The sequence below is a fragment of the Microbacterium sp. SCPM-O-B-15248 (M128) genome, assembly GCF_058214835.1.
The window spans coordinates 35,630-60,042 of the sequence record NZ_JBYQLI010000001.1; the positions used below are offsets into that span (position 1 = coordinate 35,630).

A 24,413-nucleotide genomic window follows, 5' to 3' on the forward strand; every position below is an offset into this window, starting at 1 on the left:
CACCCCGTTCCACCCCCAGACACCGGATGCCACGGCATCGCGCCCTCGGGCGTGCCCGCGGCCGTGGCATCCGACCCCTTCTGCACCACCTCCGCACCCGAGAGCTCCACCCGTCACAGAAAGCGAAACAGCATGAAGCGCAGCACCCTCGTCCGCGGCACCGCCGTCACCGGCGCGTTCGCGATCGCCCTCACGCTCACCTCGTGCGCCGGCAGCGCCGCGGAATCGGCGCCGAGCAGCTCCGACCTCGCCATCGGCTCGGTCGACCTCTCGGCCGACTGCCCCGCGACGATCGTCGTCCAGACCGACTGGAACCCGGAGGCCGAGCACGGCCACCTGTACGAGATGATCAAGGACGACTACACGATCGACGCCAACACCAAGGCGGTCACCGGCCCGCTCATGTCGGACGGCGAGTACACCGGCGTGAACCTCGAGATCCGCGCCGGCGGTCCCGCGATCGGCTTCCAGACCGTCTCGGCCCAGATGTACCAGGACGACAAGATCACCCTCGGCTACGTCAGCACCGACGAGGCGATCCAGCTCTCGGGCACCACCCCCACCAAGGCCGTCATGGCCCCGCTCGACATCAGCCCGACCATGGTCATGTGGGACCCCGCGACGTACCCCGACGTGAAGACCATCCAGGACGTCAAGCCCGCCCTCGAGGGCAACGGCGGCGTGTGGCGCTACTTCGACGGCTCGGCCTACATCGAGTACCTCAAGAGCGCGGGGCTCGCGAGCCCCGCGGTCCTCGACGGCTCGTACGACGGCACCCCGTCCAACTTCGTCGCCGCCGGCGGCAAGGACATGCAGCAGGGCTTCGCCTCGGCGGAGCCGTTCGTCTACCAGAACGAGGTCTCGGCCTGGGGCAAGCCCGTGAAGTTCGCCCTCATCCACGACTCGGGATGGCAGACCTACCAGTCGTCGATGTCGGTGAAGTCCGCGGACTTCGACACGCTGAGCCCCTGCCTCACCAAGCTCGTCCCCGTCCTGCAGAAGGCCGGCGTCGCGTACTACCAGGACCCCAAGGCGACGAACGACCTCATCCTGAAGCTCGTCGAGGAGTACGACACGGGCTGGACCTACACGCAGGGCGTGGCGGACTACTCGGTCAAGACGCAGGTCGACCTCGGCCTCGTCGGCGACGGCCCCGACTCCACCTACGGCAACTTCGACGACGCCCGCTTCGAGGACTTCTTCACCAAGGCCAGCAAGGTCTACACCGACCTCGGCACCCCGCCGGCCGCCGGGTACACCCCCGCCGACCTGTACACGAACGAGTTCATCGACACCTCGATCTCGTTCTGACCGTGACGGCCCGGCCCGCCTCGCGCGGACCGGGCCGCCCGGGGGCTCCTGCCCCGCCCTGCCCTGGCTCGCTGCCTTGGCTCCCGCCCGGGCTCGCGCCCCGGCTCCCGCCTCGCCCCGGCTCGCGAGACTGCATCCCGCCGACAACTCCACTGCAGCCCGCAGCCCAGATGTCAGCCAGATGCAGTCTCGGCGATTAGCCACCCCCGGCATCCACCCCGCCCCGGCATCCACCCACCAGCGTCACCCGGAGACACCCATGACCGACACCGCCACCCGTGTCCTCTCCCTCGAGGACGAGCTGCTCGACCTGCTGGGTCCCGCCGCCGTCAGCACCGAACCGCGTGTGCGCGAGCGCGCCAGCACCGACGGCTCGCCGATGTCGCCGATCATCGCGGCCAAGCTCCCCCTCGGCCTCGCGGACCTCGTCGTGTTCCCGGCGGATGCCGAGCAGATCGCGATCGCCGTCGCTGCCGCCGCGCGCCACGGCGTTCCCGTCACCGTGCGCGGCAAGGGCACCGGCAACTACGGCCAGGGCATCCCGATGCACGGCGGACTGGTCATCGACACCACCCGCGCGAAGGCCATCGTCGAGGTCGGCGACGGCTACATCACCGCCGAGGCGGGCACCCCGATGGTGCTGCTCGAGCAGGCCGCGTGGGCCGCCGGCCAGGCCCTCTGGATGTACCCCTCGACCGCGCAGTCCACTCTCGCCGGCTTCCTGTCGGGCGGTTCCGGCGGCACCGGCTCGATCGAGCACGGCTCGAACGACCGCGGCTTCGTCGCCGCGCTCGACGTCGTGCACGCCGACGGCAGCGCCGACATCATCCACGTCGAGGGCGACGAGGCGCAGAAGTACGTGCACAACTACGGCACCGCGGGCGTCATCGTGCGCGCGACCGTACGCCTGGAGCCGCTGCGCGAATGGCGCGGGCTGTGGGCGAGCTTCCCCGACTACGCCGGCACCCTCTCGGTGCTGCAGACCATCGGCAACCTCGAGCCCGCTCCGCGCCTGGTCTCGGGCGACGGGCCCGAGATCTCGGCATCCCTCCCCGCCGACGAGGCGATCCCCGCGGGCCGCTCGAGCCTGCGCACGATCATCGACGCGTCGCTCATCGACACCGTCACCGCGATCATCGAGGGCGCGGGCGGCCGCGTCGAGGCGGTGCGCGAGGGGCCGCAGGCGAGCATCCGCCTGTCGATGCTCAGCTACAACCACCCGATCGAGTGGTACCAGAAAAGCCAGCCGCACGAGGTGTTCCACCTCGAGGTGGCCGGGATGCCGCTGACCGAGGCCGTCGACGCCGTCGAGGCGGTGTTCCCCGGGGGGAAGCTGCACGTCGAGTCCACGCGCGAGCACCCGATCGGCATGCTCGCCGCGCCCTACGTGAGCGAAGACGAGGTGTACGCCGGCATCGCCGCGCTCAACGCGATCGGCGTGGGCGTGCACAACCCGCACCAGTGGAACGTCGACTTCAACGTCGAGCAGACCGCCGAGACCGCCCGCGTGACCGACCCGCACGGGCTGCTGAACCCGGGAAAGCTCGACCCGACGTACGCGGGCCCGCGCAAGGGAGCGATCCGATGAGCCGGCTGCTCGCCGAGCTCAGCGGCCCCGCCGCCGCCGAGGCCCTCACCTCTGAGTCGATCCTCGTGCTGCCCACGGGCGCGATCGAACACCACGGTCCCCACCTGCCCCTGGCGACGGATGCCATCGTCGCCGAGGCCTCGGCCACGGCCGCCGTCGCGCGGGCCGCGGCGATGGGCCTCGACGTCTGGCAGCTGCCGACCCTGTCGATCACGAAGTCGGACGAGCACTCGTGGGCGCCGGGCACGCTGTGGCTCACGCCCGAGACGATGATGCAGACGGTCGTCGACATCGGCCGATCGCTGATGACGACGCGAGCCCGGACGCTCGTGTTCCTCAACGGCCACGGCGGTAACGTCGCGCTGCTGAACGTCGCGAACCGCGAGCTGCGCCGCCGCTTCGGGCTGCGCACGTTCTTCATGCCCGCCGCGCGCGTGCCCTCGTTCGACGGCACCGACGGCGGCCCGGACGAGCACGGCACCGGCATCCACGCCGGGCACGGCGAGACGAGCATGATCATGCACTTGCGGCCCGAGCTCGTCGACGCCTCGCAGTTCGAAGCGACCGTGCCCGCGCACATCGGCGACTTCCGGCACATCGGCTTCAACGGCAAGCCCGTCACCTTCGGGTGGCTCTCGAATGACTTCGGCCCCACCGGCGTGCTCGGCGACCCGACCGGCGCGAACGCCGCCCACGGCGCCGAGCTGTTCGAGCAGAGCGTCTCGTTCGTCGTCGAGGCGCTCGAGGAGATCAGCCGATTCGACTACACCGCGTGAGCGGGCTGCGCGCCCGGCCCGCACAACTCCTGCACATCCGACGCCTCGGCACGCCGGGACCGTCGTCGGCGCGAAGGTGCAGGAGTTGTGCACGACGCCGCGCGACCACCGCCCCCGCCCCCGCCGCCGGCACCGTCGCCACTGCCGGCACCGTCGCCACCGCCCGCGCCACCGCCGGCACCGCCCCTACTGCCCCCGCCGCCGCACAACTCCTGCACACCCCACGCCACGGCACGCCAGGGCCCTTGCGGCCCGAAATCCGCAGGAGTTGTGCACGACGCCGCACGCCTGCCGCCACCGCCCCCGCCCCTGCCCCTGCACAACTCCTGCACATCCGGCGCCTCGGCACGCCAGAGCCCTTGCGGCCCGGAACCCGCAGGAGTTGTGCACGACGCCGCCCGACCGCCGCCCCCGCCGCCGCCGCCCCCGCCACCGCCCGCGCCGCCGCTGGCACCGGCACCGACCCTGCACAACTCCTGCACATCCGACGCCACGGCACGCCAGGGCCCTTGCGGCCCGAAATCCGCAGGAGTTGTGCACGACGCCGCCCGACCGCCGCCCGCGCCACCGCCACCGCCCGCGCCGCTGGCACCGGCACCGGCCCCGCACAACTCCTGCACATCCGGCGCCTCGGCACGCCACGGCCATTGCGGCCCGGAACCCGCAGGAGTTGTGCACGAGCGCAGGGAGGCACCGCATGAGCGTCGCGGCCGAAGCGACCGGCATCCGCGCCTACGGGCAAGTACTGCGCCTGCCCGGGGCGCGGTCCTTCGTCGCGGCCGGCATCCTCGCGCGCTTCCCCCGGGCGACGCTGTCGCTCGGGATCATCCTGCTCGTCTCGGCCGCGACCGGCAGCTTCGGCTCGGCCGGTGTCGTGGTAGCGCCGCTCGTCGTCGGCATGGCGATCGCGGCGCCCCTATGGTCGTCGCGGATGGACCGGCACGGCCAGGCCCGCGTCATCCTGATCTCGCTCGGATGCCTCGTGCTGTCGGCATCCGCTCTGCTCGCCCTCGTGCTGACGGGTGCGCCGTTCTGGACGTGGCTCGTCGCCGCGTTCGCGACGGGGGCGTCGACACCCGACCTCACCTCGGCCGTCCGCGCGCGGTGGACGGTGCTGGCGCCGGAGTCGCAGCGCACCCCCGCGCTGGCGCTGGAGACGATCGCCGATCAGATGGTGTTCATCGCGGGTCCGCCGGCGATCACGGCCGTCGCGGCGGCGATCGATCCGGCCGTGGCGATGCTGGGCTCGCTCGTGCTCGGGCTCGTCGGCGGGGTGTGGCTCGCCTCGCAGCGCGGGACCGAACCCGCCCGGACCGACACCGCAGGTCGCCCCCGTTTCGTGTGGCCGCCCGCCGGCGTCGTGCCCGTCGCGCTGGCGTGCATCGCCCTGGGGGGCGTGTTCGGCGCCTTCGACGTGACTCTCGTCGGCTGGGCGGAGGTGGGTGGTCGCCCGTGGCTCGCCGGTCCGGCCTTCAGCGCCCTTGCCGTGGCGATCGCGGTGGGATCGGTGATCACGGGAGCCCGCGCGTGGCGGCTGTCGCCGATCGCGCGCTACATCGGCTTCGCGGCGCTCGCCGCGGTAGTCGCGCTGGCGCTGCCGGTGGCGCAGGGATCCGCGCCCGTGTTGTTCGCGGCGATTCTCGTCCTCGGTCTCGCCGTCTCGCCCGTGATGGTGTCGGGGATCCTCGTGGCCTCGGCCCGCGCCCCCGAAGGCCGCGTGACCGAGACCCTCGCCTACCCGACGGCGGCGATGTCGCTGGGTGTCCCGATCGGCGGCGTGATCGCCGGATCGGCTCTGGATGCGACGGGCCCCGCGACCGCGCTGATCACGATCGCGGTGGCCCTGGCGGCCGCCGCCGCGATCGCCGCGATCGGTGAGGCGCTGCTCCGGGTGTCGCGTCGCTGACGCGGCGGGCGCGACCTCCGCCGAGACTGCATCCGACTGACATCCGGGGTGCGCGCTGCAGTGGAGTTGTCAGTCGGATGCAGTCTCGCGGCTCGCACGCGCCGCCCCGGCCCGGCCGACCGCCAGGACGCGGCTCGCACGCGCCGCCCCAACCCGGCCGCCCGTCAGGACGCGTCGACGAGCTCGCGGGCAGGCGCCCGTCGGGCCATCACGCGGTTGCGGATCGCGAACACCAGCACCACGGCCAGGACGGCGTAGATCGCCAGCGCGATCGGGCTCTGCACGAGCGTGGTGAGGTCGCCGTTGGCGCTCATCGCGGCATCCCGCAGGCTCGTCTCGGCGAGCGGTCCCAGCACCATGCCGATGATGAGCGGCGCGAGCGGGTAGTCGTTGGTGCGCAGCAGGAAACCGAGCAGCCCGACGCCCAGCAGCAGGAGCAGGTCGAACGTCGCACCCGAGGTGGCGTAGATGCCCAGCCCGCAGAAGACCGCGATCGCGGCGTACAGGTACGGGCGCGGGATGACGAGGAGCTTGGCCCACAGCATCGCGAACGGCAAGTTCAGGATCAGCAGCACCACCATCGCGAGGAAGAAGCTCGCGATCAGCGCCCACACCAGGTCGGGTGCCCGCTCGAACAGGAGCGGACCGGGCTGCAGGCCGTACTGCCGGAACGCCGCGAGCATGATGGCCGCGGTCGCCGAGATCGGCAGGCCGAGGGCCAAGAGCGACCCCATGGCCATGCCGGTCGTCGAGTTGCCCGCCGCCTCGGGAGCGGCGAGGCCCCGGATCGCGCCGGTGCCGAACACCGGCTTCTTCCGCCGCGCGTCGAGGCGCTTCTCGATGCCGTACGCGAGGAAGGTCGGGATCTCGGCTCCGCCGGCGGGGATCACGCCGAACGGCAGTCCGATCGCCGTGCCGCGCAGCCACGCCGGGGTGGCCTCCGTGAGCTCTTTCCGCGACAGCCACGGGCGACCCGTGGGGCGGATGAGCGTCTTGTTCGAGATGTGGCGCTCGAGGGAAGCGACGTAGATGACCTCGCCGAGGGCCAGGATGCCGACGGTCACGGTCACGAGCGAGATGCCGTCGAAGAGGTTCGGCGAGTCCATCGTGAACCGGGGTGCGCCCGAGACGCCGTCGACGCCGATGACCGCGATCCCGAGGCCCAGGAAGAGGGAGGCGAGCCCCTTCACGGCGTTGTCGGTGACGACCGACGACGTCGCGGCGAAGGCGAAGATCGCGAGCGCGAAGAACTCCGCCGGTCCGAAGCTGCTCGACAGATCCGCCAGCAGCGGGGCGAAGAAGACCAGGAGCACGCACGCGACGATGCCGCCGATGAAGGCGCCGATCGCGGCGGTGGCGAGGGCCTGGGCCGCACGGCCGTTCAGCGCCATCTTGTGGCCCTCGAACGTCGAGGCGATCGCCGAGGCTTGCCCGGGGGTGTTCAACAGGATGCCGGTGATCGAGTCGCCGAACAGGCCGCCGAAGTACACGCCCGAAAACATGATGAACGCTGCGGTCGGGTCGAGCGAGAAGGTGACGGGAAGCAGCAACGCGACCGCCATCGACGAGCCGAGGCCGGGCATGACGCCGACCGCGGTGCCGAGCACGCAGCCCACGAGCACCCAGATGAGGTTCTGCCAGGTCAGGGCGCCGGCGAATCCTTCGCCGAGCAGAGCGAGAACGTCCATGTCAGAAGGCCCATCCCAGGATGCCGGAGGGCAGGGAGAGCCCCAGCCCCATGTCGAATGCGATGTAAGTGAGCGAGCTGATCGTCAGGCCGACGAACAGCGCGAACAGCCACCGGGTGTGGCCGAAGCCGCGCGCGATCCCCGCGAACAGCACTGCCGCGGCGACGATCCAGCCCAGGATGCCGAGCAGGAACGCGAAGACGAGGAACGACCCCACGACCCACGCGAACGATCGCCAGTCGACGCCGACCGACCGTTCGCCCGGCTCCGCGGCATCCGCCGGGCTCTCGCCGAGCGCGCGCAGCGCGCCGATCCCGAGGATGACCGCGAAGACGTAGAGGCCCGCCGCGATGATGCCGGGGAAGAACTGCGGCCCGGGGAAGGCCGCGGACGGCGGCACCTTCATCGTGACGATGCCGTACACGAGGTACGTCGCGAACGCCGCGAGCACCGCCGGCATCGCGAGCGTCTTGGCGATTCCCACCGCTCCGCGACCCCGGCGGAACCGCAGCCTGTTGCCCACGACCGCCGAGACGGAGGTCGGGTTGTTCGACGGCATCACAGGCCCATCTCCTCGTACAGTCGCTCGATCCGGGTGCGTTCCTCGGCGAGGAACGTCGTGAGGTCATCGCCCGTGATCAGGCGCTCGGTCCAGTGGTAGCGGGCGCGGGCGTCGGCCCATTCGGGGGTCGCGGTCGACTCGAGGACGAGGTCGGTCAAGTCGCCGACCTGCTCGTCACTCAGACCGCTCGGGGCGGCGAGCATGCGCCAGTTGGTGAGGGTGACGTCGTACCCCTGCGCGGCCGCCGTCGGGATGTCGACCCCCTCGAGTGGCTCGTCGGCGACGAGCGCCAGGGCCCGCAGGCGTCCCGACTCGATCTGGTCGATGTTGTCGGGGTAGCCGCCCGCGGCCGCCTGGGCGGTGCCGTTCAGCAGGGCCTGGATGGCTTCGCCCCCGCCGTCCGACGAGATGTAGGTCATCTCGGAGGGCGGGATGCCGGCGGCGAGCGCCAGATCGGCCACGACGAGCTGATCGAACGAGCCGCCCCCGGTCCAGGGGAGCGCACGCGGGTCGGACTTCCACGCCTGCACCAGATCGTCGAGCGTCTGGAAGGGCGAGTTCGCCGGCACGACGATCACGTCGTACTCCTCGACCATGACGGCCAGGGGGGTGACGTCGTCGAGTGTCGCGGCCGAGTTGAACTGCACCGTGGCGGCGAGGAGTCCCGTCCCGCCGACGAGGAGGTTGTTCGCCTGCCCGTTCAGCACCGAGACGTTGCCGAGCGCGATCGTGCCGCCGGCGCCCGGCATGTTCACGACCTGCACGTTGTTGACCAGGCCGTTCGCCTTCTGCGCTTGCTGCAGCTCGCGCGCGACACCGTCCCACCCGCCGCCGGCCGCAGCGGGCGCGATGATCGTCATCGACGCGTGGATGTCGTCGCCGGCGGCGGCCGAAGTGATCGATCCGTACGCGGCGACCGCGATCGCCGTCACGGCGACCGCACCGCCCATGGCGCGGGGGATCCATCGGCGCCGGGCGGCCGGGGGCGCATGGTCGGGGGCAGAGGGAGGCGTAGGCTCCGTCATCACAGCTCCTCCTTGCGAACGTCGTCGTCTCGCAGAATGTGACGACGCTCTCAAGGAGGGGGCCGCACCGCACCCCCCGGTCGCATTGTGCTCATAGTGCGCGCGAGAGAATGTCCCTGCCATGCCCGACGTCACCCCCTCGGTCCCCGCCCGAGTGGTCCGCCGCGCGCTCGTCGTGCTCCCGAGCCTCATCGTGCTGACCGCCGTGGGGCTCACGACCCTCATCGCCGCGTCGGCGCAGGAACGCCACATCCGCGACGACACCGCCGAGCGGGTCTACGACGTCGCGGCGAGCCTCGCCGAGCTCGACGATGTGCGCCGCACCGTGGCATCCGTCTCGTCCGTCGGCACCAGCGCGCGTCTGGCCGACGCCGGCGATCTCGCGGAGGCCACGTCGACACTGCAGCCGCTCGCCGATCTGGTGCAGCGCACCGCCGGAGTGTTCTACGTCGTGATCACCGACGACGAGGGCGTGCGCATCACCCACCCCGAGAGCGGGCAGCGCGGTCTCCAGGTCGAGACGACGAACGCCAGCGTGCTGGCCGGAACGCCGTTCCTCGGCACCGAGACCGGACCCTCGGGCAGCTCGCTGCGAGCGAAGGTTCCCGTCCGTGATGGGGACGCCGTGGTCGGCATGGTCGCCGTCGGCGTGCTGGAGTCGAGCATCCTGGCGGACCGCGACGAGGCACTCGGCGATCTGCTGCCGTGGGCGCTCGGGGCTCTCGTCGTCGGGACGCTCGCGTCGTCGCTGCTGGCCGCGGCGATCGAGCGGCGCTTCCGGCGACTGGACGCGCTGGCCGCCGAGCAGGAGCAGACCGCGCGCACCATGGTGGCGCTACGCGAGCAGGCGCACGAGTTCGGCACCCGCCTGCACGTGCTGCATGGCCTCGTCTCGCACGGCGACACCCGCGACGCCCTGACCTACATCTCCGACGCGATGCCCGGCCTCGCGCCCCGCGAGCCGTCGGAGACCCGCCTGGATGCCTCTGTCGTCAGCGCCAGCATCGAGGCCCTCCGCAGCGAGGTGTCGGCGCGGGGAGCGCGCCTGGAGGTCCGGATCGACCGCGACACCCCGATCGACGAGACCGTCGTGCTCGTGCTCACCAACCTGTGCCGGAACGCCGCCGAAGCGGGCGCCGCGCGCGTACGGTGCACCCTCGACCTCGTCGGCGACGTGCTGCACGGGGCCGTGGACGACGACGGGCCGGGTCTGGACCCGCGCGACGTCGAGCGCGCGTTCACCCGCGGCTACACGTCGAAGCCCGATCCCCTCGGCACGGGCCGCGGGATCGGTCTCGCCGTCGTGCGCCGCGCGGTCGCCGAACGCGATGGCGAGATCCTCGTCACGCGGTCGGCGTGGGGCGGGACGCGTTTCGAGTTCGAGATGGCGGCGCCGCGATGACCGACCGGATCCGCGTTCTCGTCGTCGACGACGACGCCGCCGCTCGCGCCCTGCACGGGCGCTACGTCGCGGGCGCTCCGGGGTTCGCCGTCGTGGGGTCGGCGGGCAGTGGCGAGGCGGCCGTGGCGCAGGCCCTCGGCGGTGTCGACCTGGTGCTGCTGGACATGCGCCTGCCCGACATCAGCGGCGTCGAGGTGCTGCATCGCCTCCGCACCCTCGGCGCCGAGGGTCTCGACGTGCTCGTCATCAGCTCGTCGCAGGATCAGGTGACGGTGCGGCAAGCCCTCGCGGCCCACGTCATCGGCTACCTCGTGAAGCCGTTCACCGAAGAGACGCTGCGCCAGCGCCTCGAGACCTACCGTGTGGAACGGCGTGCGCGAGCCGATGCCGATCGGGACCGGTCGCTCAGCCAGGGTGACATCGACCGCCTCCTCACGACCGGCACGGTGCGCGTGCCCGACCGCGCCGCCGCGTCCGCCCTGCCGAAGGGTCTGGCCCCGGTGACCCTCGAGCGGGTGCGGGCGGCGCTCGACCCGGTCACCCTCGTGTCCGCGGCCGACGTCGCCGCCGCGTGCGGGCTGTCGCGCGCCACCGCGCAGCGGTACCTCGAGCACCTCGTCGCCACCGGTGTCATCGACCTCGCGCACCGGTACGGCGCCCGCGGCCGCCCGCGCATCCTCTACCGGCTCGCGCCACCGCCGCCCGTCTGAGCGGCCGGGAGCGGCGGGTACCGGCCGGCGCCCGCGCCGGCGCCTGCGTCTCGAGACTGCACCTGGCTGACATCTCCATTGCAGCGTGCAGTGGGGATGTCAGCCGGATGCGGTCTCGCGAACCGGGATCGCGTCAGAGCGCCGTCGCCAGGTGCCGCAGCACCGAGACATGCCCGTCGTCGGGGTGCAGGTCGAGCGTCGCGTGCGGCAGCCCCGCGGCGAGCATCCGCGCGTGCTGCGGCGGGATCACGCGGTCCCTCTCCCCCTGCACGAGCAGAACGGATGCCGTGACCTCGGCGAGCGCGAACCCCCACGGTCGCGCGAACGCGAGGTCGTCGTCGATCAGCCCGTCGATCCCGTACGGCGCGGAAGCCGCGACGTCTGCCCCGAGCGACGCCCAGTCTCCATCGAGCGCCGCGTAGTCGGCATCCACGAACGACTCCGGGTCCCACTCGTCGATCTCGGCGAAGCGGCGGCGCGCGTCTTCGCCGTGCGTCGCCGCCCGCAGGGCCTGCGGGGCCTGCATTCCCGCGAACCATGCGTCACTGCCGTCGAACGGTGCCGGCGAGGCGAACGTTACCACGCGCCGGACGAGCCCCGGCATCGCCGCGGCGCACGCGATCGCGTGCGGCCCACCGCCCGAGGCACCCACCGAGACGACGGATGCCACGCCCAAGCGCTCCACGACCGGGCGCAGCCCCTCGGCCACGTCGGCGACGCTGCGGCCAGGGATCCGCGGCGACCCGGCGTACGCGGGCCGGGCGACCGAGACGACCGCGAGCCCGTGGGCGTCTGCGGCGGCCTTCACAGGCGGCAGGATCGCCCGCGTCTGCGGCGAGCCGTGATGCCACAGCAGGACCTCGCGGCCCGTGAGGTCGTCGGCGGAGGTGTGGACGTCGAGCCCGGCCATCGTCGTGCGCATGCGCCCACGCTGGCACGCTCCGTCCCGGAGCGCGAGCACGCCCGGCCGCCGCCGTATGCCCGCGAGACTGCATCTCCCTGACATCCCCACTGCAGCGTGCAATGGAGTTGTCAGTGGAATGCAGTCTCGGCGATTTGCGGCGCCGCGCCGCCCGGCGGCACGCTCTCGAGCGGTGGGCGGGACCAGTGGCCTACAGGATGATGCCGAACTCGTCCGCCAGCGCCGGCAGCTGCGTGTGCAGCGCCTCGGAAGCCTCGGCCGCGAGCGGGTTGGTCGAGACACCGTTCTCGTTCACGAGCTTCCCGCCGACGTAGACCTGCTTCAGGTTGCGGAGGCCGCACGCGAGAACGTAGCTGCGCACGGGGTTCCACAGCGGGCCGACGTCGGGGAGCCGCGGGTCGACCACCACGAAGTCGGCGAACTTCCCCACCTCGAGGCTGCCGACGCGGTCGTCGACGCCCATGATCTCGGCGCCGCCCAGGGTGTGCAGGCGCAGCACGCGCTCGGGCATCATCGACAGCGGGTCGTGGGTGCGGGCGCGCTGCATGAACATGCCCATGCGCATGTTCTGCCACGGGTCGGCGACGTCGGTGCAGGCCTGGTCATCGAGGCCCATGCCGACCTTCATGCCGAGGTCCAGCATCTCGGGCACGTGCGCGATCCCCGACGCCAGACGCCCGTTCGACGCGGGCTGCCACGACATCGCGGCGCCGCCCTCGGCGGCATCCCGGATGATCTCGGGCGTCGTCTGGATGAAATGCCCGAACATCATGCCGGGGCGGAGCGCCCCGGCGTTCTTGTACAGCTGGAACTTCGTCTGCTGGTGCTCGATCGCCTCATACGTCTCGAGGAAGTGCGCCTGATTGGTGACGCCGAAGCGGTCCATGACCGCGACCTCGATCTCGGCGGCATCCGGCCGCGTCGACCACTGCACCTGCCCCATGATCGAGGCGCCGAGTGCGATGTCCGGATCCATCGCGAGGATGTGATCGAGGGATGCCTCGAACCGGGCGAAGATCTCGTCGTCGGTGCCGACGGTCGCATCGAGCGCGATGGAGTCGACGAAGCGGAGCCCCGCGTCGAGGCATCCGTCCGCCTGCCGGGTGTGCCAGGCGTGATCGCGCAGAACGCCCCCGCCGTCGGAGCGCTTGCCGTCGACCATCGGCTCCCACGGCAGCAGCGGGTCGGTGAAGTTGTAGGCGGTGGTCACGCCGTTGGCGAGGAAGTCGAGCGAGCCGTGCAGCGTGGCCCAGTAGATCTGGTCGGGCGAGGCGTTGTTGAGGACGCTGAACATCGACGTGCACCAGCCGTACAGCGTTTGGTCGACGCCAAGACCGCGGGAACCGCTGGTGAACAGGTGGCTGTGGGAGGAGACGAAGCCCGGGGCGACGAACTTGCCGTCGACGTCGAGGATCTCGTCGGCCGTGACCCCCGGATCGGGGTCGCCGGCGCCGATCGCGGCGATGCGGCCGTCGCGGACGAGCATGTATCCGCGCTCGATGTAGCCGGGGTCGTCGGTGCCCGCGGGGACCGTGATGAGACGTGCGTTCGTGACCAGAAGCGACATGTTGATGACGGTAACAATCGCGTGTTTCCGCGGTGTTCCGAGCGTGCGGCGGGTGGTTTGCGGGGGCGGGAGAGGGACCGACGCGGGCGCGGGAGGATTTTCGGCCGGCGGAGGATCGTTCCGCGCGCGAACGTCCTCCCGCCGCCAAATCTCCTCCCGTCGCGGCCGCCCCGGGCGGTCAGGCGAACGCCGCCCGCACCGCGGGCGCGATCCCCGCGAGCACCGCGTCGCGCGCCGGGGTCGACGGGAACACCAGGAACAGGTGCGGGACGCCCTCCCGCCGCGCGAACTCGACGGGGGTTCCGGATGCCGCCAACCGCGCGGCGTACTCCTCCGCTTCATCGGACAGCGGGTCGACGCCCGCCGCGACGATCACCGCCGGCGCGGAGCCGGTGAGATCCGCGGCCCGCAGCGGCGCCGCTTCGACGGGCACCGCCGCGGTCCCGACCTGCGCATCGGACCGACGCTCCCGTGCGACCCCACCCGCTGCGGCGGCATCCCGCACGTACAGCCCCCAGTACCACTGCATACCCTTCGCGGTCAGCGGCAGGTTCTCGGTGTGGGCGCGGTAGCTCGAGCGGTCGGGGTCGGGCGCGTCGAGCACGGGGCACAGCAGCACCTGGACTCGGATGCCGGGAGCCCGGCCCTCGCGCGAGCGCAGCGCCAGCGCGGCGGCGAGGTTGCCGCCCGCGCTGTGTCCGGCGACGCCCAGAGCCGCGGGATCCTCGACCAGACCGCCCGCGCCGTCGGCGGCGAAGCGCAGCGCGCGATCGAGGTCGTCGAGCCCGGCGGGGAAGGGATGCTCCGGCGCGAGCCGGTAGCCGACGCTCAGCACCTGCGCGCCGGTGGCGGCGGCGAGTGCGCGGCACAGGGCGTCGTTGTTGTCGAGGTCGCCCGCGACCCACCCTCCGCCGTGGGCGAAGACGAGGGTTCCGCGATGTCCCGCGCGCGGCCGGTACATCCGCAGCGCCAGGTCGCCGGTCGCGGTGTCGAGCGACTCGATGACCTCGTCGTCGGGCAGCCGCACCCACGACGGGTTCGCGCGGAGCTCGGCAATCCGCGCGGCGTCGTCGCCCTCGGCATCCGTCGCGCCCGAGGGGATCGTGCCCGCCTGCGCGGCGAGCCGGGCGAGGTGCGCGCGCACGTCGGGGTCGGTGATGGCGGGGTGGACGCCGTCGCTCACGGGGCTCCTCTCGGGGTGGAGTGGTCGAGTGTCCAAGACACGCGGATGCCGCCGCCCGGGACCGCGACCGAGCGTAGGGGCACCGGGGCGACGACGTGGCGCCGCACGAGAGAGCGTTACGCCCCCGAAACACCGGCGTCGCGGCGGCGTTCGCGCCCGGGCGTACGGTGACGCCGAACGGGCGCACCCGACGCTCGGGGAGGAGTGCCATGTCTCAGCGCGTCATCGTGACCGGAGGATCCGGCGGCATCGGCGCCGCGATCGTGGAGCGCTTCGCGGCCGACGGCGCCCGCGTCGCGGTGCTCGACCGTCGCGCGCCCGCGGGTGGATCGGCATCCTTCTTCCCGGTCGATCTGCTCGACCCGCTCGACACGCGCCGCGCGGTCGGCGAGGCGATCGAGGCCCTCGGCGGCGTCGACGTCCTCGTGAACTGCGCGGGGATCTTCCAGAACGTGTCGCTGCTGGACATCACCGTCGACGACTGGGACCGCGTGCTCGACATCAATGCGCGGGCGACCCTCGTCACGATGCAGGCGGTCGCGCCGGTCATGCTCGAGGCGCGCAGCGGCTCCATCGTCAACATCGCGAGCATGGCGGCCAAACACGGCGGCGGCGGCGAAGGGCACTACGCCGCGTCGAAGGCCGCGGTCGTGGCGCTCACGCGCGCGGGCGCGCAGGAGTGGGGATGCCACGGCGTCACCGTCAACGCCGTGTGCCCGGGGTACGTGCTCACCGAGATGGGCGCCGATACCCGCTCCGCGGAAGACGTCGCCGCGTGGAGCGCAAAATCGCCGCTGGGTCGGCTCGGCATCCCGGAAGACGTCGCGGGGGTGACGCACTTCCTCGCCTCGGACGCCGGCGGCTACCTCACGGGCCAGGCGATCAACGTCACCGGCGGCATGATCATGCACTGACGCGGGGTACCGGGGCGCCGGGTCGCCGGGGTACCGGGTCGCCGGCCGCGCCGCCGACGTACCGAACTCCTGAGAAATGTCGCTCGAGGCCCGGCATCCACCTGTTCTGGAGTCCCTTCCCACGGTTTCTCCGGAGTTCGGACCGGGTCGCGCGCGCCACGGGGCGAGCGCCGCGGGAATGCGACACCGCTGTGGGCGTTGAAAGCGGCGTAGACCACCTCGAACGGATGCCATGACCTCGACGCCCCTCGCCCCGACCGATGCCCGCGACCGGGACGCCTCGGTGCTCGACAACGCCGCGTGGCACTCGCTGGCGGGTCCGCACGCGGACTTCGCCATCGGCGGCGACCTCGTGCGCCGGTACCCGGAAGAGGTGGCACCGTTCGTCGCCGTCCGGACGTGGGACGACCCCGGCGTGTGGGACGCGTTGCGCGAGCTGGTCGGCCCCGGCGCCGAGGTGGGCCTGTCGGGCTACGAGGGCGAGTTGCCCGCGGGCTGGGAGCTCCTCGGCGGGGGCGAGGGCGTGCAGCTGGTGGAAACCGACGCCCTGCGCACGCGACCGGATGACGAGGCGATCGAACTCGACGCCGACGATGCAGCCGAGATGATGGCGATCGTCGAGCGGAATCAGCCCGGACCCTTCCGGCCCCGCACGTACGAACTCGGCCGGTACATCGGCATCCGTCGCGAGGGCCGGCTCGTCGCGATGGCGGGCGAGCGGCTGCACCCCACCGGCTGGACCGAGATCAGCGCCGTCGCCGTCGACGCCGACCACCGCCGGCAGGGCCTGGCCTCGCGCCTCGTCCTCGACGTCGCGTTCCACATCCAGCAGCGCGGCGACCGGGCGATGATGCACGCGGCGGCGAGCAACGTCGGCGCGATCGCCGCCTACGAGCGTCTGGGATTCACGCTGCGCCGGATCAACCGCTTCGCCGCGGCCCGCACTCCGGCCTGACCCGCGGCTCCGGTCGCGACGCGCGCGGCCGCCCGCCCGGCTTCGACCCGCGACCCGCGCGCCGCCCGCCCGGCTTCGACCCGCACAACTCCTGCAGAACCAACCGTGCCCGCGGCATCCCCGGATCTCGGGGCCCCGATGCCGGAGTTATGCAACCCGGATGCCACAGCCCGCCCGCCGGCCCGACCCCCGATCGGTCACCTCCACCCCCGCCACAACTCCTGCAGAACCAACCGTGCCCGCGGCATCCCCGGGATCTCGGGGCCCCGATGCCGGAGTTATGCAGCCGGGATGCCACACCCCGCGCCGCGACACCGCCTCCACCTCGGGCACAACTCCTGCAGAACCCGCCGCCGCCACGGCATCCCCGCTCCCTCGCCCCGGCATGCCGGAGTTGTGCAACCCGAATGCCACACCCCGCCCGCCGGCGCGCCGCCAGCCCGCCCGCCGGCCCGACCCCCGATCGGTCACCGCCACCCCCGCCACAACTCCTGCAGAACCCGCCGCGTCCGCGGCATCCCCCCGCCCCGCGGACACAACGCAGGAGTTGCGCACCCCGGACGCCGGCACTCCGCCCCGCGCCCCGCGCGCGCGTGCAGTCTTCCTTCGTTGTGTTCTGCGCGGCGCCGCCGCATCACCGCAGCCGCCGCGCGACCTCCGCCTGGGCCTCGGCGAAGGACTCTTCGGCGCCCTCCCGGCCGCCCGACAGGTTCACCCCCACGACGCCCGGGATCGCGAGCATCTCCTCGGCGAGCGCGACCGCCAGCGCGATGCCCTCGGCCCGCGGATCCCGCGCCTCGCGCACGCGCGACAGGAACCCGTCCGGCAGCACGAGCGTCGTGAATGACTCGAGCAGATCCGCCGAGGCGTGGTCGACGACGACCGGCACGCACGGCACGAACGCCGCCGAAACCCCGACCTCGTCGATGAACCTCCGCACCGGTTCTGCTCCCCCGGCGTGGTTCACGAAGCAGACGTCGGCGCCGGCGCGCAGCTTCTCGCGCAACCGCGCCGCGCGGCGGTCCACCGGGGGCGCGACCGGCGACGCCGCGACCGAAACGACGTGTCCCGCGGCCCGGGCAAGCGCGGTCGCCTCGGTCGAGTCGAGGTCGAACACGGGTGCGGCATCGGGCCGGTGCCCCGTGCGGGTGTGGTCGCCGGTCACGCAGTGCACCCCGGCCACCCCCTCGACGGCCAGGGCCGCCAGCTCCCCCTCGATCGCCACGCGGTTGCGGTCTCGCATGTTCAGCCCCGTCCACACCCGCAGCCCCGCGCGCCGCAGCAGGTACGCCCGGTAGGCCGGAGGAAACTGCACACGCGCCGATCCCGCGTCGCCGGCGAGGACGGCATCCACCTCTCCCGCGAGCACCGCGGCGCAGGAATCGATGGATGCCACGCTCAACGCCCGCGCGGGAAGATCGGCCACGACCCACGGGCGCGTGCCGAGAGAGGCCAGGGTCTCTGCGGCGGCGGCGGTGCGAGGGCCGGGGGGCGGTGCCGAGACCCGGTCGACGCCGGCCCACGTCACCGTCGACCGCGGCAAAAACGTGCACGCGCGAGAAGCGTCGATCTCGCACGATCCGCCGAAGCCGACGCCGCCGCACGGACCGTATTCCATGCGCTTGGGGCACGCATCGAGAAGGGGCAGGACCTGCACGGGGCGCCTCCGTTCCGGGGCGCCGTGGCCCCACGCCCGGGAGTGTACGGAGCGCGTGTTTCAGCGAATGTTCATGGCGGCAACATCGCCGAAACGCGCGGTCCCTACGCTCGGCGGTGCACGCTGCACACCCGGAGGTGGCCATGATCACGGCAGGCACCACGTTCGGCTCCGATCTCGACGAGACCGACGCCCTCGTCGCCGACCCGCTCGCGCTGATGGTGCGGTGGCTCCCGCCGCACGACAGCGAACTGCGCCCGCTCGCGGCCCTGTCGACGATCGGCCGCGACGGTCTGCCGTCGCTGCGTCACGTGCTCGTGAGCGATCGGGATGCCACGGGCCTGTACTTCCACACCGATTCCGCCAGCGCGAAGGTCGCCGAGATCGCGGCCAACCCGGTCGCGGCGATGTCGGTCGCGTGGCCCGAGGTGGGACGGCAGCTCGTCGTGCGCGGCATCGTCGAACGCGTGAGCGCGCCCGAGGCCGCCGCTGTGTACGCCCAGCGTTCGCGCTACCTGCAGCTGCTGGCGTGGATGAACACGCTCGACAACGCCCAGCTCCCCACCGACGAGCGCCGACGCGTCTGGGCCGACTTCGACTCCGCGCACCCCGTCCTCGACCCGCCGGAACGCTGGGTCGGCTTTCGGCTGCGTCCCCTCACGCTGACGTTCTGGCGGGGCGACCCGGCGGGGCAGAGCACGCGCCAGCACTACCGGCTCGCCGACGGCGCGTGGTCGGGCGAGATCCTGGCGGGCTGAGCGTGGACATCACCACCGTCACCTCCTACCGCGCCGCCCGGACGCGCGACGATCTCGCGCTGGCTCCGGGCGAGGTCGTGATGGCCGGGGGCACGTGGCTCATGAGCGAGCCGCAGCCCGCGACCACCGGCTTCGTCGACCTCACGACCCTCGGCTGGCCCGACGTCGAGGTCACCGACGCCGGGCTCCGCATCGGCGCGACGTGCACGATCGCGCGCCTGCTCGCGTGGGTCGACCGTGAGGCTCCCGCCGAATGGACGTCGCTCGCGCTCGCGCGCCCCGCTGCTGACGCGCTGCTGGCGTCGTTCAAGATCTGGAACACCGCCACGGTCGGCGGCAACGTCTGCCGCGCGTTCGCGGCCGGGGCGATGATCGCGTTCCTCTCGACCCTGGATGCCACGGCCCTGGTGTGGACCCCCGACGGCGGCGAACGCCGGATCGCCGTCGCCGACCTCGTGATCGACAACGCCGCAACCTCGCTGGAGCCCGGCGAGGTGCTGCGTGCCCTCGATGTCCCGCTCGCGGCGCTGACCTCCCGAGTGGCGCTGCAGAAGATCGCCCTCGCCGAACTCGGCCGCTCGGGCGCCGTCGTCACCGCTCGCGTCGACCCCGACGGCGCGGCGGTGTTCGTCGTCACGGCCGCGGTGCGTCGGCCGCGCGTGCTGCGGTTCGCGCGGGTGCCCGGAGCGGGAGAGTTGCGGGATGCCGTGGCATCCGCGACCGATTTCTACACCGATCCGCTCGGCAGCGCCGATTGGCGCCGCGGGGTGAGCGTGGTGCTCGCCGAGCGGTTGCGCGCGGGGTTCGTGCAGACCATGCACGAGGGCGCCGCGTGAACGCCGGGTTCCGCAGTGCCGTCCCACGCTCGGGAGTTCTGCGCCGGGAAGCGCTCGCCGCGCACCCCGACGTCGCCCCGCGGACCGCTTTCTCCGGAGCGCGGCACCGGCCCCGCCCGACACACGTCCGCCAGGAGGGCACCGCGTGAGGTTCGAGGTCAACGGATCCGCCGTCGATGCCGACCCCCGTCCGGGCCAGTGCGCCCGGACGCTGCTGCGTGAGACCGGCCACGTCGAGGTGAAAAAGGGGTGCGACGCGGGTGACTGCGGCGCGTGCTCCGTGCTCATCGACGGTGAGCCGACGCACTCGTGCATCGTCCCCGCGATGCGACTCGAGGGTCGCGCGATCACCACGGCCGCCGGGCTCGCACCGGGCGACGAACTGCACCCGGTGCAGGAGGCGCTGGCATCCGGATTCGGGTTCCAGTGCGGGTTCTGCACCCCGGGCATGAGCGTCACGGCATCCACGCTCTGCGAGAGCGATCTCGACGACCTCGACCGCCGTATGAAGGGGAACCTGTGCCGCTGCACGGGATACCGGCCGATCCGTGAGGCGATCCGGGAGTCCGTGCTCGGCCCGGTGCGCGAGACGGGACCCGCCACCGCGCCGAACGGCCACCCCGCGCTCGCACTAGCACGGGACGGCAGCATCGCAGACGCCGGCCGCGTCGGCACCTCCGTCGTACCCGAGGCCGCCCGCCGCATCGTCCAGGGCACGGAGCCGTTCACCTTCGACGAGCCCGTGCCCGGCGGCCCGCCGCTCGTGCTGCGCGTCGTCACCTCACCCCACGCCCACGCCCGGATCACCTCGATCGACACCACCGCCGCGCTGGCGCTGCCCGGCGTCGTCGCGGTCTTCACCCACCTCGACGTTCCCGAGACCCTCTACTCCACCGGCCGTCACGAACACCGCACCGACGACCCCGACGACACGCGGATGCTGGACGACGTCGTCCGCCACGTCGGCCAGCGGGTCGCGGCGGTCGTCGCGGAGACGGCGGAGGCCGCGGATGCCGGCTGCCGCGCAGTCCGCGTGGAGTACGCCGTGCTCCCCGCCGTCTTCGATCCCGAGGACGCGCGCCGCCCCGGCGCTCCGCTGCTGCACCCCGACCGCACGCCCGAGGAGCGCGTGATGGAGGCGGGACGCAACGTCGTCGCCGGCTTCCACACCGGCCACGGCGGCGACATCGACGAAGCCCTCGCCGCGAGCCACGCCACGGTGACCGGCGAGTGGCGTTCGTCGCGCGTCACCCACGCGGCGCTCGAGACGCACGGATCCGTCGGGTGGCTCGACGACGAGGGCCGCCTGGTGATCCGCTCGTCGACGCAAGTGCCGTTCCTCGCCCGCAACGAACTCGCGCACGTCTTCGGCCTCGAGCGCGACCGCATCCGCGTGTTCGCGAACCGGGTCGGCGGCGGCTTCGGCGGCAAGCAGGAGCTCTTCACCGAAGACCTCACGGCGCTGGCCGTACTGAAGCTCGGCCGCCCGGTGGCGTACGAGTTCTCGCGCACCGACCAGTTCGTGCGCGCGTCGCTGCGGCATCCGATGCGCGTCCGCGTGTCTCTGGGGGCGGATGCCGCGGGCACCCTGACCGCGATGAAGATCGACGTGCTCAGCGACACCGGCGCGTACGGCAACCACGCGATCGGGGTGCTGTTCCACTCGTGCGCCGAGTCGACGACGCTGTACCGCGTGCCGACGAAGTGGATCGACGCCGAAGCGGTCTACACGAACAACCCGCCCTCGGGCGCGTTCCGCGGGTACGGGCTGGGGCAGGTCGTGTTCGCGGTCGAGTCGGCGATGGACGCTCTCGCTGAGAAGCTGGGGATGGACCCGTTCGACCTCCGCCGGATCAACGCGGTGACGGAGGGCGACCCGCTCCACCCCGACGAGGACAAGTACGAGGAAGACCTGATCTGGGGCAGTTACGGCCTCGACCAGTGCCTGGACCTCGCGCAGGACGCCCTCCGCCGCGGCAACGGCGTCGAGGCCCCCGCGGGCTGGGCGGTCGGCGAGGGCATGGCCGCCGCGATGATCGCGACGATGGCCCCGCGCGGGCACATCGCCCACACGACCGCGACCCTGCGCCCCGACGGCACGTACCTGCTGCGCGTCGGCACCGCGGAGTTCGGCAACGGCACCTCGACCGTGCACCGGCAGATCGCGGCGACGGTGCTCGACGCCTCTCCGGAGCGCCTGGAACTCTGGGCCGCCGACACCGACGCCGTCCGCCACGACACCGGAGCCTTCGCCTCCGCCGGTACCACCGTCGCCGGGAAGGCGCTGCACGGCGCCTGCACCGTGCTGCGCCGGCGCATGATCGACATCGCCGTGGAGCTCGCCGGAGGGGATGCCGACTCCGCCGAGATCGTGGCATCCGGAATCCTGGCCGGAGACGAGCTGGTGCCGTGGGACCGGATCGTCGCGGCCGCCCCCGAGACGATGCTCGACGAGCACGGACTCACGGCGGACGGCGCGGAGTTCGGCGACTTCCGCTCGCTCGCGTTCAACGTGCACGCCGCGCGAGTGGCCGTCGACCCCGAGACGGGCACGGTGAAGGTGCTGCAGTCGATCCAGACCGCCGACGCCGGGGTAGTGATCAACCCGGCGCAGTGCCGCGGGCAGATCGAGGGCGGTGCCGCGCAGGCTCTCGGCGGCGCGCTGTACGAAGAGGTGATGCTCGAGGACGGGGTGGTGCAGAACGCCGTGTTCCGCACGTACCGCGTGCCGCAGTTCGCCGACGTGCCCGACACCGAGGTGTACTTCGCCGAGACCGACGATGCGCTGGGTCCGTTCGGTGCGAAGTCGATGAGCGAGTCGCCGTACAACCCGGTGGGCGCGGCGATCGGCAACGCGGTGTCGCGCGCGCTCGGCCGTCGCGGCTACGAGCTGCCGTTCTCGCGCGACCGCGTGTGGAGGCTGGCCGGCGGGGAGTGAGGCGGGGGCGGCGGACTCAGTTTGGGGCGCCTTCCGTGCATCGGGGCGGGAAATGCGCGCCCCACTGCACGGATCGAGCCCCGAAGGTTCACCCCTCCAGCGGCACCGCCGTCCCGGACACCCGGATGCCACCGACCGACGGCGCGTCCACCTCGAGGATGCTCGGGCGAGCGATGTGCCTCCCCTGGTGCACCGTGACGTGGAACGGGGCCGGCATCCCGAGGCGGTCGTATACGCCGTGCGCTATGGCTCGCTGACAGCCGGGTTCAGATGAACGGTAACTCCGGCATGTATCGACCGCTCGCTCTTTCGGCGTTTGGTTTCCCGGCTCGCTAGTACGCATCCCCTTCGCCTGGAATCTGATAGGGACTTGATCAGGTATTTATAGAACGCGGAGGAGCCCTAAGGCCGAATTCCACCGCCGGGACACCTCGCACGAACCTATTGCGCCCCGACGATAGTGCGCTAACATCACACTACGCGAAGGCGCGGCCCGAGGTCACTGGTGACCGATCATCCCGATGGTCACGCGGGTCATCGCACAAAGGAGTGTCGAATGAAGAACAACAGCAGAATCCGATCCGCTCGAAAAGGACTCGTATTCGGCGTGCTCGCCGCGACCGCCGTCCTCGTGGCGGGGTGTCAGACCGGTGCGGGCAACGGCGGGGATGCCGAAGCGAAAGCGACCGGCGAAGGCCTGGTCATCGGCTGGAGTCAGCGCGGAATCAGCGGCAGCGACTGGTGGAAGACGCTGGTTGAAGGAGGCCAGGCAGAAGCGGATGCAATCGGCGCCCGCATCGAACTGCTCGACGCGAACGGAGACACCGTCCGTCAGAACGCCGACGTCCAGACCCTGATAACGAAGGGCGTCGACGTCGTCATCATGAACCCGAACGACCCGATCGGCGTTGCGCCTTCGGTGCAGGCTCTCGCCGACGCGGGAATCCCCCTCGTCACCGTCAACTCGAACCTCGACGCGTCGCTCATCCCCAACATGTTCTGCTACGTGGCAGAAGACCAGGAGCACACCGGGTCGCTCGCCGGAGAGGTCGCCGCGAACAAGGCGATCGAGAAGTTCGGCGAATCCGGCGAAATGAAGGTCGTGGGCATCGGCGGATTCCCTGGCGACGTGCTCACCGACCTGCGCTTCAACGGTTTCATGCAGGGTTGGGAGTCCGTTATGGCAGAACATCCCAGCGTCGAGACCGTCAAGCTCGAGACGAAGTACGGCGAGTGGAAGCCCGACAAGGCACTCGCCCCCATCCGGGATGTGGCGACCGCCAATCCCGACCTGAAGATCGTTTACAGCATGAGTGACGTCATGAACGGTGGCGTCGTCTCGGGTCTTCAGCAGGCGGGCCTCTGGGGGGACGGAGTCATCCTGTCCAGCTACGACGGCGGCATGGTCTCCGTCAAGGAAATGATGGACAACCCCGCCGGCCCGCTGCAGGCGACGGCCTCCAACCAGCCCTGGGACCAGGGCGTCGCGGCCGTGAAGATGGCGCTCGCTGCTTACAACGACGAGCAGTCGGCATGCCCTGACCAGACCCTCTTCATCGATACCACCGTCGTCACCCCTGAGAACGCCGCCGACTACTACGTGGCCGAAGACACGTACGTCAGGGCGCAGGACTAGCACTGGGCGCCCGGCCGCGTCGTCAGCGCGGTCGGGCATCCCTGCCCCGCGGAGGGGCGAGTCGTCGCGATCCGAAGGA

At 72.0% G+C, this 24,413-nt stretch carries 20 protein-coding genes; 12 read left to right on the top strand and 8 right to left on the bottom strand.

The window, feature by feature from the left end:
- The first annotated feature begins 132 nt into the window (after positions 1-132).
- From AC3E6M_RS00170 to AC3E6M_RS00185, 4 genes are all read left to right on the top strand, one after another.
- Positions 133-1,311 (top strand): ABC transporter substrate-binding protein, encoded by a 1,179-nt coding sequence (locus AC3E6M_RS00170; RefSeq protein WP_490528734.1) that lies wholly within the window; start codon positions 133-135, stop codon positions 1,309-1,311.
- Between the two features lie 259 nt (positions 1,312-1,570).
- Positions 1,571-2,899, top strand: a complete 1,329-nt coding sequence (locus AC3E6M_RS00175; protein WP_138178310.1) for an FAD-binding oxidoreductase — start codon at positions 1,571-1,573, stop codon at positions 2,897-2,899.
- Positions 2,896-3,675 carry a creatininase family protein gene (locus AC3E6M_RS00180; RefSeq protein ID WP_138178308.1) on the top strand — a complete coding sequence of 260 codons (780 nt, stop codon included), beginning with the start codon at positions 2,896-2,898 and terminating at the stop codon, positions 3,673-3,675. Before AC3E6M_RS00175 ends, AC3E6M_RS00180 begins: the two co-directional genes overlap by 4 nt.
- Positions 3,676-4,372: 697 nt before the next feature.
- Entirely contained in the window at positions 4,373-5,581 is a 1,209-nt protein-coding gene (locus tag AC3E6M_RS00185; protein WP_138177557.1) for an MFS transporter, read from the top strand.
- Positions 5,582-5,745: 164 nt separating this feature from the next.
- Here AC3E6M_RS00185 and AC3E6M_RS00190 read toward each other — a convergent pair whose 3' ends face one another.
- The 3 genes from AC3E6M_RS00190 to AC3E6M_RS00200 are packed head-to-tail and all read right to left on the bottom strand — an operon-like array spanning position 5,746 to position 8,856.
- A complete protein-coding gene (locus AC3E6M_RS00190) occupies positions 5,746-7,269 on the bottom strand; it encodes a tripartite tricarboxylate transporter permease (protein WP_138177559.1) in 1,524 nt (507 codons plus the stop codon).
- Between the two features lies 1 nt (position 7,270).
- Entirely contained in the window at positions 7,271-7,828 is a 558-nt protein-coding gene (locus AC3E6M_RS00195) for a tripartite tricarboxylate transporter TctB family protein (protein WP_138177561.1), read from the bottom strand.
- Complete coding sequence (locus AC3E6M_RS00200; protein WP_171024374.1) at positions 7,828-8,856, bottom strand: tripartite tricarboxylate transporter substrate binding protein; 1,029 nt, start codon at positions 8,854-8,856, stop codon at positions 7,828-7,830. The genes AC3E6M_RS00195 and AC3E6M_RS00200 overlap by 1 nt, the downstream gene beginning before the upstream one ends.
- A gap of 121 nt (positions 8,857-8,977) precedes the next feature.
- On the opposite strand from AC3E6M_RS00200, the gene AC3E6M_RS00205 reads away from it, so the two are divergent.
- Both AC3E6M_RS00205 and AC3E6M_RS00210 read left to right on the top strand, forming a co-directional pair.
- On the top strand, positions 8,978-10,258 hold the full coding sequence (locus AC3E6M_RS00205; protein WP_490528735.1) for a sensor histidine kinase: 1,281 nt from the start codon (positions 8,978-8,980) through the stop codon (positions 10,256-10,258).
- Positions 10,255-10,968 carry a response regulator gene (locus AC3E6M_RS00210; protein WP_490528736.1) on the top strand — a complete coding sequence of 238 codons (714 nt, stop codon included), beginning with the start codon at positions 10,255-10,257 and terminating at the stop codon, positions 10,966-10,968. Before AC3E6M_RS00205 ends, AC3E6M_RS00210 begins: the two co-directional genes overlap by 4 nt.
- Positions 10,969-11,101: 133 nt before the next feature.
- Here the strand turns inward: AC3E6M_RS00210 and AC3E6M_RS00215 are convergent, their stop codons facing one another.
- From AC3E6M_RS00215 to AC3E6M_RS00225, 3 genes are all read right to left on the bottom strand, one after another.
- Positions 11,102-11,890 carry an alpha/beta fold hydrolase gene (locus AC3E6M_RS00215; RefSeq protein WP_212743536.1) on the bottom strand — a complete coding sequence of 263 codons (789 nt, stop codon included), beginning with the start codon at positions 11,888-11,890 and terminating at the stop codon, positions 11,102-11,104.
- Between the two features lie 190 nt (positions 11,891-12,080).
- A complete protein-coding gene (locus tag AC3E6M_RS00220; protein WP_138177569.1) occupies positions 12,081-13,457 on the bottom strand; it encodes an amidohydrolase family protein in 1,377 nt (458 codons plus the stop codon).
- A gap of 178 nt (positions 13,458-13,635) precedes the next feature.
- Positions 13,636-14,640, bottom strand: a complete 1,005-nt coding sequence (locus AC3E6M_RS00225) for an alpha/beta hydrolase (RefSeq protein ID WP_138177571.1) — start codon at positions 14,638-14,640, stop codon at positions 13,636-13,638.
- Between the two features lie 209 nt (positions 14,641-14,849).
- Here AC3E6M_RS00225 and AC3E6M_RS00230 point away from each other — a divergent pair, with 209 nt between their 5' ends.
- Complete coding sequence (locus AC3E6M_RS00230; RefSeq protein ID WP_138177572.1) at positions 14,850-15,554, top strand: SDR family NAD(P)-dependent oxidoreductase; 705 nt, start codon at positions 14,850-14,852, stop codon at positions 15,552-15,554.
- Positions 15,555-15,786: 232 nt separating this feature from the next.
- Entirely contained in the window at positions 15,787-16,509 is a 723-nt protein-coding gene (locus AC3E6M_RS00235; RefSeq protein ID WP_138177574.1) for a GNAT family N-acetyltransferase, read from the top strand.
- A gap of 634 nt (positions 16,510-17,143) precedes the next feature.
- Here AC3E6M_RS00235 and AC3E6M_RS00240 read toward each other — a convergent pair.
- The gene (locus tag AC3E6M_RS00240; RefSeq protein ID WP_394529628.1) at positions 17,144-18,166 is read right to left on the bottom strand and encodes a methylenetetrahydrofolate reductase; all 1,023 of its coding nucleotides are present in this window, start codon (positions 18,164-18,166) and stop codon (positions 17,144-17,146) included.
- A gap of 143 nt (positions 18,167-18,309) precedes the next feature.
- Between AC3E6M_RS00240 and AC3E6M_RS00245 the strand changes: the two genes are divergently transcribed.
- From AC3E6M_RS00245 to AC3E6M_RS00255, 3 genes are all read left to right on the top strand, one after another.
- Positions 18,310-18,924, top strand: a complete 615-nt coding sequence (locus tag AC3E6M_RS00245) for a pyridoxine/pyridoxamine 5'-phosphate oxidase (protein WP_138178173.1) — start codon at positions 18,310-18,312, stop codon at positions 18,922-18,924.
- A 2-nt stretch (positions 18,925-18,926) separates the two neighbouring features.
- Positions 18,927-19,760 carry an FAD binding domain-containing protein gene (locus AC3E6M_RS00250; RefSeq protein ID WP_138178176.1) on the top strand — a complete coding sequence of 278 codons (834 nt, stop codon included), beginning with the start codon at positions 18,927-18,929 and terminating at the stop codon, positions 19,758-19,760.
- 145 nt (positions 19,761-19,905) lie between these two features.
- A complete protein-coding gene (locus AC3E6M_RS00255; RefSeq protein ID WP_138178180.1) occupies positions 19,906-22,698 on the top strand; it encodes a molybdopterin-dependent oxidoreductase in 2,793 nt (930 codons plus the stop codon).
- Between the two features lie 88 nt (positions 22,699-22,786).
- Here AC3E6M_RS00255 and AC3E6M_RS00260 read toward each other — a convergent pair whose 3' ends face one another.
- Complete coding sequence (locus AC3E6M_RS00260; RefSeq protein WP_289508588.1) at positions 22,787-22,915, bottom strand: hypothetical protein; 129 nt, start codon at positions 22,913-22,915, stop codon at positions 22,787-22,789.
- 339 nt (positions 22,916-23,254) lie between these two features.
- Here AC3E6M_RS00260 and AC3E6M_RS00265 point away from each other — a divergent pair, with 339 nt between their 5' ends.
- Positions 23,255-24,334 (top strand): sugar ABC transporter substrate-binding protein, encoded by a 1,080-nt coding sequence (locus AC3E6M_RS00265; protein WP_138176360.1) that lies wholly within the window; start codon positions 23,255-23,257, stop codon positions 24,332-24,334.
- The last annotated feature ends 79 nt before the right edge of the window (positions 24,335-24,413 follow it).

Excerpts from the sequence above, each read along its gene's own strand:
- AC3E6M_RS00170 (WP_490528734.1), top strand. The coding sequence starts at position 133 with ATGAAGCGCAGCACCCTCGTCCGCGGCACCGCCGTCACCGGCGCGTTC.
- AC3E6M_RS00175 (WP_138178310.1), top strand. The coding sequence starts at position 1,571 with ATGACCGACACCGCCACCCGTGTCCTCTCCCTCGAGGACGAGCTGCTC.
- AC3E6M_RS00180 (WP_138178308.1), top strand. The coding sequence starts at position 2,896 with ATGAGCCGGCTGCTCGCCGAGCTCAGCGGCCCCGCCGCCGCCGAGGCC.
- AC3E6M_RS00185 (WP_138177557.1), top strand. The coding sequence starts at position 4,373 with ATGAGCGTCGCGGCCGAAGCGACCGGCATCCGCGCCTACGGGCAAGTA.
- AC3E6M_RS00190 (WP_138177559.1), bottom strand. The coding sequence starts at position 7,269 with ATGGACGTTCTCGCTCTGCTCGGCGAAGGATTCGCCGGCGCCCTGACC.
- AC3E6M_RS00195 (WP_138177561.1), bottom strand. The coding sequence starts at position 7,828 with ATGCCGTCGAACAACCCGACCTCCGTCTCGGCGGTCGTGGGCAACAGG.
- AC3E6M_RS00200 (WP_171024374.1), bottom strand. The coding sequence starts at position 8,856 with ATGACGGAGCCTACGCCTCCCTCTGCCCCCGACCATGCGCCCCCGGCC.
- AC3E6M_RS00205 (WP_490528735.1), top strand. The coding sequence starts at position 8,978 with ATGCCCGACGTCACCCCCTCGGTCCCCGCCCGAGTGGTCCGCCGCGCG.
- AC3E6M_RS00210 (WP_490528736.1), top strand. The coding sequence starts at position 10,255 with ATGACCGACCGGATCCGCGTTCTCGTCGTCGACGACGACGCCGCCGCT.
- AC3E6M_RS00215 (WP_212743536.1), bottom strand. The coding sequence starts at position 11,890 with ATGCGCACGACGATGGCCGGGCTCGACGTCCACACCTCCGCCGACGAC.
- AC3E6M_RS00220 (WP_138177569.1), bottom strand. The coding sequence starts at position 13,457 with ATGTCGCTTCTGGTCACGAACGCACGTCTCATCACGGTCCCCGCGGGC.
- AC3E6M_RS00230 (WP_138177572.1), top strand. The coding sequence starts at position 14,850 with ATGTCTCAGCGCGTCATCGTGACCGGAGGATCCGGCGGCATCGGCGCC.
- AC3E6M_RS00235 (WP_138177574.1), top strand. The coding sequence starts at position 15,787 with ATGACCTCGACGCCCCTCGCCCCGACCGATGCCCGCGACCGGGACGCC.
- AC3E6M_RS00245 (WP_138178173.1), top strand. The coding sequence starts at position 18,310 with ATGATCACGGCAGGCACCACGTTCGGCTCCGATCTCGACGAGACCGAC.
- AC3E6M_RS00260 (WP_289508588.1), bottom strand. The coding sequence starts at position 22,915 with ATGCCGGCCCCGTTCCACGTCACGGTGCACCAGGGGAGGCACATCGCT.
- AC3E6M_RS00265 (WP_138176360.1), top strand. The coding sequence starts at position 23,255 with ATGAAGAACAACAGCAGAATCCGATCCGCTCGAAAAGGACTCGTATTC.